This is a genomic window from Aestuariivita sp., assembly GCF_021404545.1.
Taxonomy (GTDB): Bacteria; Pseudomonadota; Alphaproteobacteria; order Rhodobacterales; family Rhodobacteraceae; genus Aestuariivita.
In genome coordinates, this window is sequence record NZ_JAAWWD010000004.1 from 113,470 (window position 1) to 126,582 (window position 13,113).

General features: G+C 60.5%; 13 protein-coding genes. 8 read left to right on the forward strand and 5 right to left on the reverse strand.

Annotation, left to right across the window (positions count from 1 at the left end; translation table 11 throughout):
• Positions 1 to 87: 87 nt before the first annotated feature.
• The 3 genes from HEP69_RS03790 to HEP69_RS03800 form a co-directional block, all read right to left on the reverse strand.
• Positions 88 to 1,632 (reverse strand): BCCT family transporter, encoded by a 1,545-nt coding sequence (locus HEP69_RS03790; protein ID WP_290557187.1) that lies wholly within the window; start codon positions 1,630 to 1,632, stop codon positions 88 to 90.
• Between the two features lie 67 nt (positions 1,633 to 1,699).
• Positions 1,700 to 2,671 carry a membrane dipeptidase gene (locus HEP69_RS03795; RefSeq protein ID WP_290557188.1) on the reverse strand — a complete coding sequence of 324 codons (972 nt, stop codon included), beginning with the start codon at positions 2,669 to 2,671 and terminating at the stop codon, positions 1,700 to 1,702.
• Entirely contained in the window at positions 2,671 to 4,122 is a 1,452-nt protein-coding gene (locus HEP69_RS03800) for an aldehyde dehydrogenase family protein (protein ID WP_290557189.1), read from the reverse strand. Before HEP69_RS03800 ends, HEP69_RS03795 begins: the two co-directional genes overlap by 1 nt.
• Before the next feature lie 262 nt (positions 4,123 to 4,384).
• On the opposite strand from HEP69_RS03800, the gene HEP69_RS03805 reads away from it, so the two are divergent.
• The 5 genes from HEP69_RS03805 (at position 4,385) to HEP69_RS03825 (ending at position 8,235) form a co-directional block, all read left to right on the forward strand.
• Positions 4,385 to 5,416 (forward strand): helix-turn-helix domain-containing protein, encoded by a 1,032-nt coding sequence (locus HEP69_RS03805; RefSeq protein WP_290557190.1) that lies wholly within the window; start codon positions 4,385 to 4,387, stop codon positions 5,414 to 5,416.
• A 304-nt stretch (positions 5,417 to 5,720) separates the two neighbouring features.
• Entirely contained in the window at positions 5,721 to 6,080 is a 360-nt protein-coding gene (locus tag HEP69_RS03810; RefSeq protein ID WP_290557191.1) for a RidA family protein, read from the forward strand.
• Between the two features lie 456 nt (positions 6,081 to 6,536).
• Positions 6,537 to 6,869, forward strand: coding sequence for a DUF883 domain-containing protein (locus HEP69_RS03815; protein ID WP_290557192.1), 333 nt, complete (start codon positions 6,537 to 6,539; stop codon positions 6,867 to 6,869).
• A 1-nt stretch (position 6,870) separates the two neighbouring features.
• Entirely contained in the window at positions 6,871 to 7,221 is a 351-nt protein-coding gene (locus HEP69_RS03820) for a hypothetical protein (RefSeq protein ID WP_290557193.1), read from the forward strand.
• A 309-nt stretch (positions 7,222 to 7,530) separates the two neighbouring features.
• Positions 7,531 to 8,235, forward strand: coding sequence for a PRC-barrel domain-containing protein (locus HEP69_RS03825; protein WP_290557194.1), 705 nt, complete (start codon positions 7,531 to 7,533; stop codon positions 8,233 to 8,235).
• Between the two features lie 212 nt (positions 8,236 to 8,447).
• Here HEP69_RS03825 and HEP69_RS03830 read toward each other — a convergent pair whose 3' ends face one another.
• The gene (locus HEP69_RS03830; protein WP_290557195.1) at positions 8,448 to 9,347 is read right to left on the reverse strand and encodes a LysR substrate-binding domain-containing protein; all 900 of its coding nucleotides are present in this window, start codon (positions 9,345 to 9,347) and stop codon (positions 8,448 to 8,450) included.
• A gap of 122 nt (positions 9,348 to 9,469) precedes the next feature.
• On the opposite strand from HEP69_RS03830, the gene HEP69_RS03835 reads away from it, so the two are divergent.
• Positions 9,470 to 9,928 carry a cupin domain-containing protein gene (locus HEP69_RS03835; protein WP_290557196.1) on the forward strand — a complete coding sequence of 153 codons (459 nt, stop codon included), beginning with the start codon at positions 9,470 to 9,472 and terminating at the stop codon, positions 9,926 to 9,928.
• Between the two features lie 61 nt (positions 9,929 to 9,989).
• Positions 9,990 to 10,961: an NAD(P)-dependent oxidoreductase gene (locus HEP69_RS03840; protein ID WP_290557197.1), complete on the forward strand. Its 972-nt coding sequence runs from the start codon at positions 9,990 to 9,992 to the stop codon at positions 10,959 to 10,961.
• 93 nt (positions 10,962 to 11,054) lie between these two features.
• Here HEP69_RS03840 and HEP69_RS03845 read toward each other — a convergent pair whose 3' ends face one another.
• Positions 11,055 to 11,978 carry a LysR family transcriptional regulator gene (locus HEP69_RS03845; RefSeq protein WP_290557198.1) on the reverse strand — a complete coding sequence of 308 codons (924 nt, stop codon included), beginning with the start codon at positions 11,976 to 11,978 and terminating at the stop codon, positions 11,055 to 11,057.
• A gap of 112 nt (positions 11,979 to 12,090) precedes the next feature.
• On the opposite strand from HEP69_RS03845, the gene HEP69_RS03850 reads away from it, so the two are divergent.
• Entirely contained in the window at positions 12,091 to 13,113 is a 1,023-nt protein-coding gene (locus HEP69_RS03850) for a D-cysteine desulfhydrase (protein ID WP_290557199.1), read from the forward strand.

A 13,113-nucleotide genomic window follows, 5' to 3' on the forward strand; every position in this document is an offset into this window, starting at 1 on the left:
TGGCCGCGCCTGGGCATCAGGTGCGTTTCTGCGGCTTTGGGTGAGGTCTTCGGGCACCAAGTGGTGCCCGAAGTGGGACGGCTGGGCTCAGCTCTCTTTTCCTTTCGCCAAGGTGATGCGCAAGGCATCCCAGAGCGACGGCAGCAAGATGAGCGATACCGGCACAGCGGTGACCACGATAAAGCTTTGCAGCTTTGAGACCCCGCCGGAGCCGACTGAGATCAGGATAATGGCCATAATCCCCATGACCACGCCCCAGCACACCCGAATTGCGGTCGAAGGGGTGTCGCCATCGCTCATCGTGGCGGCAATGACATAGCTCATCGAATCACCCGTCGTAGCCACGAAAATGGTGGTCAGGATCAGGAACAGGATCGACACGAAAAAGCCCATCGGCAGGTTCGTTGTGATCGCGAGCAGGGCAGCAGGCAGATTGAAGCCTTCAAACGCGGTCGAGATCGTGCCCGGTGCGGCCAGCTCCATCGAGATGCCGGTCCCCCCGATGATCGTGAACCAGAAGTTGGTCACGATGGGCGCCACGATCGAGAGCATGATGATAATCGATCGGATTGACCGACCCCGCGAGACCCGCGCGATGAACATGGCCATCAGCGGCCCATAGCCCATGAACCAGCCCCAAAAGAACACCGTCCACCAGCCCAGCCAGCCCGGTTCGCCAAAGACACCGGCATCTCCGCGATAGAGCGCCATCTGAAAGAAGTTGCCGAGATAAGCGCCAAAACCGGTGAAGAACGACTGAAACACGAACCAGGTTGGCCCCGCGACCAGCACAAAGACCAGCAGTGCCGCGGCCAGCAGGACATTGATCTTGGAAAGAAACTGAATACCCCGAGACAGCCCGGTCATCGCCGAGATGGTGTAAAGTGCGGCAAGCCCCGCGATGACCATGGCCTGCGTGGCAAAACCATCGGCAAGCCCGAACAACTCCGACAGCCCATAGCTGACCTGAAGACCAAGAAAACCGATGGGCCCGACAGTGCCCGCGACCACCGCAATGATGGCGGAGGCATCGGCGATCACCCCGATCGGGCCATTGATCGCCCGGTCGCCGAACACAGGATACAGTAATGTGCGCGGCGCCAGGGGCAGCCCTTTTTCATAGTGATAATGCATCAGCATCACAGTGCTGAGCGAGCCCAAGATGGCCCAAGCCAGAAAGCCCCAATGCATAAAGCTTTGTGCGATGGCAGGGGTGACGGCTTCTGGCGTTCCGCCTTCGGCGCCATAGAGCGGCGGCGAAAACAGGAAATGCGCAATCGGTTCGCCCGCCGCCCAAAACACGCCGCCCCCGGCCAGGAGCGTGCACATAATCATCGAGCCCCACTGGAAGGTCGTGAATTCCGGTTTCGCCAGCCCTCCCATGATCGCACGGCTGCCCGGCAGAACACACAGAACGAGGCCAATCAGAAAGGTGGCCAGCAACAGGACCTGCCAGTAAAGCCCGAAATAGGTTGCCGCAAAGGCAAACCCCCAATCGACGGCTGCCGAGAGCGCATCGAGATTGACCAAAGCCAGAAGGCAAAAGGCCACGATAAAGCCGCCCGATATCAAAAAGAGGGGTCTGTTAATCCCGTTGCCCTTGATCCGGATACGGATTGATGCGTCTGACATGGTTTCCTCCCTGGAAGTGTCATACGGGCCCGATCCGGATCTGGATCCAGGCCCAGGTGTCGCCGCTTTATTGCGGCGTGAAGTTATCCTTGAAAAACCGGTACCAATTGCCGCCCATGATGGAGGCGACTTCCTCCGCGTTCATGCCCACGGCGCGCAGGCCGGCGTCGATATTGCCGAAATCCCGGTTGTCGCGGAACCAATACGGCATCGGCGGGAACCCCGGCGCGGCGGCCGAGCCTTCGCCATAGTCGATGTCCTTGCTCCAACGGCCCACGCGCATCCATTCGACGATCTGGTCGGGCTGGTCCTGGCAGAGATCCGATCCGATGCCCAAAGACTCCACCCCAAAGGTGTCGGCGGTGCGTGCGACCATCTCGCAAAAGCTCTCGAGGGTGCAGTCCGACTTGTCTTTGAGGTGATGGGGGTAGATCGAAAACCCAAGCATGCCGCCATTTTCTGTCACGGCGCGGATCACATCGTCTGATTTGTTGCGGAGCGCTGGGCACCAGGCGTGCGGGTTTGCATGGCTGATGACGATCGGGCGCTCGGACAGTTCGGCGGCTTGGATGGTCGATCGATCCGCCGAATGGCTCATGTCGATCACAAGCCCGACGCGGTTCATCTCCTTGATGACCTGCCGACCCATCCGGGTGATGCCGGTATCCTCGGTCTCGTAGCAGCCCGTGGCCAGCAGCGACTGATTGTTATAGGTGAGCTGCATGAAGCGTGCGCCAAGCGTGTGCAAAATCTCCACCAGACCGATATCGTCCTCGATCGGGCTGGGGTTCTGGAACCCAAAGAAGATCGCGGTGCGCCCCGTCTCACGGGCGCGGTCAATGTCGCTGGCCCACTGCCCCTTCATGATCAGGTCGGGGTATTGCTCGAACCAGCGGTTCCATTTCTCGAAATTCAGAACCGTCTCGCGAAACGTCTCGTGATAGGCGATGGTGACATGGACTGCGTCCACGCCGCCCTCGCGCATTTGACGAAAGACTTTTTCCGACCAGTTCGCGTATTGCAGGTTGTCGATCCGCATCACACAGCATCTCCCGCCGCGATATAGGCCGTCTTGACGGTGGTATAGAACTCGGCCGCCGCCTTGCCCTGCTCGCGCGGGCCATACGAACTGTCGCCACGCCCACCGAAGGGCACATGGTAATCCGTGCCAGCGGTGGGCAGGTTCACCATCACACAACCCGATTGCGCATGGCGGCGGAAATGGCTGGCGCGCGCCAACGAGGTCGTCACAATCCCGGAGGTCAGACCGAATTGCGTATCGTTCACGATACTCAACGCATGTTCGTACCCGTCCGCCTTGATGACCGAGGCGAGTGGCGCGAACATCTCTTCGCGGTTGATCCGCATGTCGTTGGATGTATTCAGGAATACGCCAGGGCTCATGTAATAGCCCTGTTTGTTCAGCTCCAGCCGCGCCCCGCCGCAGACCAGTTCGGCCCCTTCGGATTTGCCAAGATCGACATAGGTCAGGTTTTCGTCAAGCTGTTGCTGGGAGACCACCGGCCCCATCTGAACCCCGTCCTCCAGCGCGTGACCCACCTTCATGGCCCGGGCACCCGCCACCAGTTTGTCGACAAAAGCGTCATGAATGGCGGCATGGACCACCAGGCGCGAAGAGGCCGTGCATTTTTGCCCCGAGCCTCCGAACGCCCCGCCAAGCGCCAAAGTGACCGCCAGATCCAGATCCGCGTCATCCATCACGGCCAGGGCGTTTTTGGACCCCATTTCCATCTGGACCTTGGTCAGGTTTCCGATGGCCGCGGCGGCGATTGATTTTCCGACAGGCACCGAGCCGGTGAAGCTGATCGCGTTGACCTTGGGGTTTTCGACAAGCCGTTGCCCGATGGATCGGCCCGAGCCCATCACCAAGCTGAAAAGACCCTTGGGAATGTCTTGACGGCTGATGATCTCGGTCAGGGCCACGGCCGAGGCCGGTGTGATGTTCGCGGGCTTCCAGACCACTGCGTTGCCATAACAAAGGGCCGGTGCGATCTTCCACGAAGCGGTTGCCGTCGGGAAGTTCCAGGGGCTGATGACGGCCACCACACCCACCGGTTCCCGGCGCACATCCACCTCGACGCCCGGGCGCACGGACTCGGCGTTTTCGCCCAGTTGGCGCAGGCATTCGGCGGCGTAATAGGTAAAGAACTGCCCGGCACGGTAGACCTCGCCCCGGCCCTCGGCAAAGGGTTTGCCTTCCTCTCGGGACAAGAGCGTGCCCAGCTCATCCGCGCGCGCCATCAGTTCGGTCCCGATGGCATTCAGCACCGCTTGCTTGCGTTCGATGCCGTAGGTTGCCCAAGCCTGTTGTGCAACGCGGGCCTGATCCAGCGTCGCCTCCAACTGGTCGGCGTCGGCTTGGGCAAAGAGACCGATGATATCGCTGAGGTCGGATGGGTTGACGTTCTCAATCTCGCCTTCGCCAGTCAGCCATTCTCCTGCGATCAGGTTTTTGTGTATCTGGGTCATGATAGTGCCGCCTCGTAACTACATTCGGAGTTCGGGCGACATTGACACCTGTATCTGATTCAGACAAATTAAAACAAATGAAAGTAACTACAGAAAAGATGAAATTTAGGGCATCTGGAGCAGGCCGCAGTGCCCCGTGGTCTTTGGTCCGCGCCCAAGCGTTGAACGTTTGCCGGGATGCTTTACCCTCGCCCTGCGACACCGCACCGCTTGAGGTGAGGTGCCGGGCGCATACGCGCCGGGCACAGACAGGGAGGGGACCATGAACAGACCGACCGTCCAGCCGATTGAGGTCGGCATTCTGATCTTTCCTGGATTTCCGATGTCCTGCCTGACCTCCTGTATCGAGCCGCTGCGCGCTGCGAATGAGATCACCGGTACGGATGCGTTCCGCTGGGCCGTTGTCAGTGAGACGCCAGATCCGGTGGCGGCATCGGCCGGTGTAAGCTTTTCGCCGGATATGACGCTGGCGGAGGTCAAATCGCTCGACTTTCTGTTCTTTGCGTCCAGCCCGGCAGGCCGGTTCGAGGCCCCTGCGGTCGCAGGCGCGGCGCTACAGCGGGTTCTGCGCAACAATGGCAGGTTGGGGGCATTCAGCGCGGGTATCTTTCCCTTGGCTGCGACAGGTCTGACCGGCACCCATCCGGTGTCGCTGCACTGGTGTTACGAGCGGGCCTTCCGCACCACGTTTCCCGACATTCCGACCCAGGATTCGCTGATCTGTGACGCGGGGCCCTTTGTGACGGCCTCCGGTGCCTCTGCGGTGTTCGATCTGATGCTCGATCTGATCGAGACCCGTGTGGGCGGCGATGTCATGACCGAGGTCGCCTGCTGGTTCCAGCATCCGGTCGTGCGCGGGTCGGCAATCACGCAGAAAATTCCTGCCTATTCGACGGCCAAAAGCGCGGATCTGCTGCCAAAGCAGTTGGAAAAGGCGATCCGTCTGTTTGCGGCAAATATCGACGCGCCACTGCGGGTCGGTGATATCGCGGATCAGGTCGGATTGTCATCGCGCACGCTTGAACGGCGTTTCAAGCGCGCCCTGGGCCAATCGCCGATGCAGTACTTTCGGACCATGCGGATGAAGCAGGCACGCCAGCTCGTGCTTTATTCCAACACCTCGATCGGCGAGATTGCCCAGCTTGTCGGGTACGCAGCCCCTGGTGTCTTCAGTCGCCATTATCGGGACAGCTTCGGCGTCAGTCCGGCCATGGACCGCAACAGCAAGACATCGCTGCGCATCGGCGATGGCGATTTTCTGCCCCCCGAACTCAGCCTTGGCCAGGTGCTTTAGCGGCGCCCCGCGATGCGAGGCTTGGCCGCTGAACGTTCGGCCCCCGATCGGATACAACGGCACCGCGCCGGGTCCATGCAGTAATCAGCGCGTGTCTATCGGCATGGATCCAATTGAGACAGATCGCACCAGCAGGCAGCCCGCAACCCGATATGATCGCGACCATCGTTTTCGCGGAGTGGCAAGACAGTCCATCATTTCAGAAATTACGAAATTTGATTAATAAATTTGCGTTTGGCTTAAATCTTGCCCGGACGTATGACCGGTGTGACAGTGCAAGTCAAACAGAGAAGGTGACACTGAAATGCCAACCACACTCACCAAGACCGGCGGGTCCGCCCGGTTCTCAGCGATTGCCGCGCATGGAGGGCAGATCCATCTGGCGGGTCAGGTCTCGCAGCTAAAAGATGCCGATATCGTCGAGCAATCCCGCGATGTGTTTTCCAAGGTGGATGCGTTGCTGGCGCAAGCCGGGTCGCGCAAAGACGACATCATCTCGGTGCAGGTCTGGCTGACCGATATCGCCGACTATGATGGGATGAACAGCGCCTGGGACGACTGGGTGCGCAACATTACGCCGCCCACCCGCGTCTGCGTAGAGGCGCGGCTGGCCAAGCCGCACTATAAGGTCGAAGTGCTTGTTATCGCGGCGGCAGAGGGCTGACCCAACCGCACGCGATCCGCTCAAACGCCTCTCGGTGGCCAGTGGAAACCTGGCCCCTGAGTTCCCTATGCGCCACCGTGCCGCGCGGGCCGTGATCCGCTTGCATGAGTGCGGCCTAAGGCTGACCCGACGGATACTGGCAGCTCAAAATCAAACCCGCGATTTATGACAAGCCCGCCTGACCCGTTTGAACTCAGGGTCTCGGATCTGGGGCTGGCTGTCGGTGAAACCGTGGGCTGTCCTGTCCGACCGTTGAAATCCCGCTCCGGTACGGGCCATTTGCCCCTTTTCCAGCTGACTTTCTGATGCCAACGGCTTGTCCCACAGAAGGGGTTGGGCCGGGTTGGATTGGCGCTCTCCGCACCAATCGGCGATACCTCGTTTAAAATCTCTCGGAACAAGGAGCGGCCCTGCTGCGTTGATCGGGTGAACACTCACCTACGAAAGGAGCCCGTCATGGCACGCGCCCAAACGACAAATGGCAAAACGTCGACCCCTGACACAAGCGATCTTGCGGCCCAGATCGAGACGCTCAAGACCGACCTGGCAAATCTCACCTCGATGATTGGCGAGATCGGCACAGCGCAGAGCGAGCGGGCCAAGGGTGCGATCCAGGACAAGCTGGAAGGCGCGCGCGAGACCGGAGCAGCCCGCGTCGCGGACGCCAAGGATCAGGCGGCCAAGCTCGGTGCCGAAGCCAATGATTTCGTGGTCCGTCAACCGGCTACGGCCCTGGGCATCGCTGCCGGGATTGGCTTTCTGATCGGCATGCTGGGCGCAAGGAGATAAGATGTTGCGCAGTCTCAAAGACGCCTCTGCCCGTGTCGGCCGACGTGCGGCCTTGGGCACCTGCGCGTCGCTCTCGATACTTGTCGGGCTTGGCTTCCTGACGACGGCCCTTTGGATTTATCTGTCTCAGGTTCTGGGGACATTGCACGCGGCCGGACTGATCGGGCTGATCTATCTAGGGATCGGCCTGATCCTGCTGGGCGTGCTCTCCGCCTCAGGCAAAACGCAGGGCGAGCGCACCATCGCAGAGACCCCGCAGACGGAACCGAATGCCGCTGCGGCCCCCTTGGTCGAGGCCTTTCTCTACGGTCTTAAGGCGGGCTCCCAGGCGTCCAGGGCGCGCACCGGCTAGGGCAGTCGATCCGCAAGGGTAAGGGATCCTGCGCGATGTCGGATGGGCCTCGCGCAGGACCGCCCCCGCGACAGGTCGAGGGCGTCTGCGCCTGGCGCACTGGCCAGGCAGCGCGTGATCTTGCGAGATGCGGGTTCATTCCTTGTTTGGCACGACCATGGGTCGAACTCTCTGGCGTGAACCGCGCTCATCATCTCAGCGGAGATCCCCAGGTCCGGTCCGCCGGGCGTTCCCTTTCTCAGCCAAGTTGCGATAGAACAAGGCCCGGACCCTTGGCATATGCCATCGTAACTGGGCAGGAGGCATGACATGCTACGTTCACTTGACGATCTGACCCGCTTTACCGCTGTCGCGGCGGACGCATCCTTTCCAATCAAGGACGTCTTCTTTTCACTTTCTGACCGAACCCTGGTCTATTTGCTGGTCGACACCGGATCTTGGTTCGACAGCGACACGGTTCTGGTCTCTGCCGGTTTGATATCGGACGTGTCGACGGATGCACGCACGCTCACCCTGGACACGGACGAGAGCCAGATCAGGGCGGCCCCCGAATGGCATGAAGAGCATGCGTCTTTGCTGTCAGCGATGCCGCCCATCGTGGTCGGCCCGTTCGGCAATACCATTTCGCCCGCTATGATGGTGGCCATCGCCAGCGCTTCGATGGAGTCTGAGCCTGCCGATACGACATTGACGCAAACCCTTGAACACTATGGCAAGATCAAGGGTATGGATGTGTTTGGAAGTGACAATCAGCTTGGCACCCTGGTGGATCTGCTTGTGGATTTCGAGACGCGCAAGATCACTCATCTGGTGATCGACAATGGCAAGGTCCTTGCTGGTCGGCAGCTTTTGGTTCCGATCGAAAAGCTGAGATATCAGGCAGAACAGGGCACACATCTGGTCCTCGCTCTGACCTCAAGCGAGCTGGAAGACGCACCGCAGATCGAAACAGCCGACCGGCTCGACCGCAACTGGATTGACGTCCTGCGCACCTATTACCGGCTGCCGACCTGATTGTCTGGGCGGCAGGCCGGGCCGGATCTGACGCGTTGCCTTCAAGACGGGTGGCAGGGCAAATCTTGTCCCTGGGCGCTCTGTCCTGCGGCAAACGCTTATGTGCCTTGCCCTTGAGCCGGGCTTGCATCGCCTGTGGGCCGCGCCAGCCATCGAACGCAGCGCGGACATGGTCCTTTGGTGGGTCTTTGGACCCGGTGCGACGGTAGGGGTCACACGACAGCAGCGGCCTCATCGGCGAAGATGTTGCGCAGCCATTCTCGAAACATCTCGACCTCCGGTCGGTGCAGGCGCTGTGATTTCCCACGGATCAGGTAATGTGACTGATGGAAGGGTACAGGGTCGCCGACGATCGCGACACCGGCGCCCGCGGCAACCGCACTCTGTGCAAACCGCGCTTGAATCGCCGCGTGTCCACCCCCCGCTGCGACCAGTGCGATGGCAACCGTCGTTGTATCCACGATCAAGGCCGACTTGGAGATGGGCACCCCCACCCCCTGCGCTGACAGATACCGGTGCCACATATCCTCGTAGCCCAGAATGTGGAGGAGCGGCACGGTCGCAAAGTCGGGGCTGTCCACGGTGATGACCGGGCCTTTGCTGGACTGGATGGGCACGATTGCTTCGGTCGAGATCTGTTCGACTTCAAGCCCGGGCCAGTGACCGACCCCTTGCCGAACATCGACATCCACATCCTCGTCTGAAATCGACGTGGCCCAGATGGTCGAGATCAGGCGCACGCTGATCCCCGGGTGAGCGGCGGTAAACCGTGGCAGGCGGGGGGCCAGCCACAACGCGGCCGTCGAAATCGGGGCCCGCACCGTGATCGTCTGGCGCGCCACCGGTCCGAACAAGCTGGTTGTCGCCAGGTCGATATTCGTCAACGCCTCGGTTACGGATTGCAAATAGGCCTGCCCCATCGCGCTGAGCGATAAATGACGCGCGCGGCGCACGAACAACTGACAGCCCAGCGTGGCTTCGAGTGACTTGATATGCAGGCTGATCGCGGTTTGGGTCAGACCAAGCTCGCGCCCGGCCTGGGTAAAGCTCAGCAGCCGCGCGGCGGCCTCGAAACTGCGCAGCCAGGTCAGGTTCGGGGCGCGTGGTTGCATGTCTAGCACCAAAAAATTTTGCAGATAAAGCGGATTATTATTCGTTTCTCTTTTGCGTTCAACCAATCAAGTATCGCCTGAAATTCATGTCAGCGATGGCCATCGCAGAGGGAGGAAATGACATGCCTGCACCCCCGGTTGAGGCCGAGGTTTTTGTCGTTGATGCCGCGGCAAACGACAATCGCGCCGGTTCTTTCGCAGCTTCGCGATATGTCGTCCATGCGGATGACCAGCCAATCGAAGGGGGCTTCGGTCCACAATATGGCGGTGTAACCTGGCGCACCTTGATCTGTCGGGACCGGATGGCCTCTTCCGAACTGGTTTTGGGTGTCGCACAAATCCCCGCAGGCGGACTGCTGGCGGCGCATCGGCACCCCCCGGCCGAGTTCTATTTCGTTCTTTCCGGTTCGGGCGTGGTGACTATCGACGGCGCGGCCCATCCGGTCATCCGCAGTTCGACCGTCTACATTCCCGGCAATGCGGAACACAGCTTTGCCGCCGGTCCGGACGGCGTATCCTTTGCCTATGGTTTTGCCATGCATGCCTTTGGTGAGGTCGAATACACGTTTTCCGAAGAGTAGCGGGCCTGGGAATGCCCGCCGTCTGCCCGTGAGATCGCGGTGCCTAGCAAAGGAGCAAGATATGAAGATCGGATTTATCGGACTTGGCAATGTCGGTGGTAAGCTGGCTGGATCCATCCTGCGCAACGGGTTTGACCTGACAGTGCGCGATCTCAACGAGGAGCTGGTAGGGGCGTTCGTTGCGCGCGGGGCGGGCCGCGCCGACAGCCCAAAGGAGTTGGCAGAAACCTGTGATATCGTCATCACCTGCCTGCCATCGCCGACCGCCTGTTCTGAGGTGATGGAAGCCGAGGACGGTGTCCTGGCGGGCCTGAGCAAGGGCAAGATCTGGGCCGAGATGTCCACCACCGACAAAGCCGAGGTCAAACGGATCGCAGACCGGGTGCGCGCCAAGGGGGCCGCGCCGATCGAATGCCCCGTTTCGGGCGGCTGCCACCGGGCGGCCACCGGCAATATATCGATCTTTGCCGGTTGTGACCGCGAGACGTTCGAGCGGATGTTGCCGATGCTGACGACGCTGGGCCGTCGGGTTCTGCACACTGGCGAGATCGGCTCGGCCTCGGTCTTGAAGGTGATGACGAACTATCTGGCCACTGCCAATCTGCTGACAATCGCCGAGGCCCTGGTCACGATGAAGGCCGCCGGGATCGATCTGGCCACCACCTATGAGGCGATCACGATCTCTTCGGGCACGTCTTTCGTCGCGGAAACCGAAGGACAGGTCATTCTGAACGGCAGCCGCGATATCTCGTTCACGATGGATCTGGTAAAAAAGGATATCGGCCTTTTTCAGAAGATCGCCGAGGACAACGGCGTCCCGTTGGAAATCAGCCCGCTGATGATCGAGATTTTCGCGGATGGCATCGCCCGCTATGGCGAACGCGAATTGTCGCCCAACATCATCCGACGTCTTGAGGATGCAACCGGACTAGCGATTCTGGCCGACGGATTTCCCGACGAGATGACAGATGATGAACCCGAAGAGCCGGGCTATGAGGTTGTTCCGATGGCCCGACGGGCCGCACCGTCCTAGAGATCGGGTCAAGCCCATCCGTGTTATCGCAGTTCTTGGGCGGTTAGATTGGTGGCGGCCGCCTCGGCCCGGGCTTCGGCGTCCAGGCGCAGATCAGAAGGGCGGGGCGTCTGGCCATGTCTCTGAAATCGAACGCAGCTGGTCCCAGATTGCCGCCTGCATCTTGTTGGGCCGACCCGAGACCCGCAAGGCGGTGACGTCCAGATTGACGCTGGGCAGTGTCGTGGAAAGGTCGACCAGTTCCCCGGCCTCCACCCGCGCGCGGGCCAGGGACGACGGGACCCAGGCCACACCGACGCCGACCGCAGCAAGCTCAAGTGCGGCAAGCGTCAATGCGGTTTCGGCCTTGGGCGTCGCGCGCGCCATACCCCGCACGGCCGAAAGAACCGAACGCTCCATCACCTGGCCGAGGAACACCTCACCCGGATAGGCGATGAACGGCAGCTCTCCGGATTGGAATGATCGGTTGAGGGTGTCGGACATGGCGCGGGAAAACACCGGAATCAAACGCTCACGGCCCAGCACGAGTCGTTCGATGAAATCGCCCTCGATCTGCTGATCCTGCCCGGATGCGCGATAGACCAGTGCCAGGTCGGCCTGCCGTGTCAGCACCAGCGCAAAGCACTCGTCCTGATTGGCCGAGCGCAGCCGCACATAAGCTTCCGGCGCGCGGGTTCCGATCCAGCGCAGAAGATGCGGTGTCAACGAGGTCGTCAGCGCATGCTGGCTGGCAAAAACGATCCGGTTGCCGCTTACCCTGTCGCCACGGCGCAGATCAACGACGAGTTGTCGCAGATCATTGGCCAGCCGGGCGATTTGGTCATGCTGATCCAAAGTCGTAGGGCGCAGTTGCACCGGTTTCCGCGCGCGATCGAAAAGCGGGATGCCCACGTAATCCTCAATCGCCTGCACCCGCCTGGAGAAGGCCGATTGGGTCAGATTTCGGTGCTCCGCCGCCTTGGAGAAAGATCCGGTTCTTGCAATTGCAAGGATATCATCAAGCCATTCAAGCCGCATGCCGTGGCATAACATGCAGGTTATGCATTTTAATAGCACAAATTCGCATTTGCGTTCCCGGCGCTGCAATGCAACCGTTTTGGCTTGAATAAAACAGAACGGACATCGCCCAATGCACCTCGCCCGCTTTCCACGCCTGCATCTCGCCCATCTTCCGACGCCGCTGGAGCCGCTGGAGCGCCTCAGCAAGGAGTTGGGCGGGCCCGAGATCTGGATCAAGCGCGACGATTGCACCGGTATGTCGACAGGCGGCAACAAGACCAGAAAGCTGGAGTTTCTCATGGCCGAGGCCGAGGCGATGGGTGCGGACATGGTCATGACCCAAGGGGCCACGCAGTCCAACCACGCCCGTCAGACCGCCGCCTTTGCCGCCAAGCTGGGAATGAAATGTCATATCCTGCTGGAAGACCGTACTGGCTATCCGGACCATAACTATAATGAGAACGGCAATGTCCTTTTGGATCATCTGCACGGAGCCACCACCGAGAGGTTTCCCGGTGGCCATGACATGCCCGGTGAGATGGAGCGCGCGGCCCAGGCCGAGCGCCAGAAGGATAAATTAGTCTATGTGATTCCCGGAGGTGGCTCTAACGCGACCGGGGCGCTGGGCTACGCTAATTGTGCAATGGAACTTGTGAACCAAGCCAATGAGCGCGGGCTCGTCATCGACCATCTGGTGCATGCCACCGGATCTTCTGGCACGCAGGCCGGTCTCATCGTCGGGTTGAAAGCGCTCAATGCAGGTATTCCCCTATTGGGCTTTGGCACCCGTGCGCCGCAGGAAAAGCAAGAGCAGATGGTCTATGATCTGGCCTGCAAGACCGCAGATAAGATCGGATGTTCAGGTGTTGTTACGCGCGCCGATGTCCGTGCCGACACAAGCTATGTGGGCGACGGTTACGGGTTGCCCCGCGCCGATACGCTGGAGGCGATCCGTATGTTTGCGGAACTGGAAGGCATCCTTCTGGACCCGGTCTATTCAGGCAAGGGGGCAGCGGGGCTGATAGATTATTGCCGGAAGGGCAAGTTCAAGAAAGCGGAGCGCGTGGTCTTTCTGCATACCGGCGGCGCGGTTGGCCTTTTTGGCTATGACAGTGTGCTGATCCCCGGCACCGCCAGAATGGCGGCTGAATAG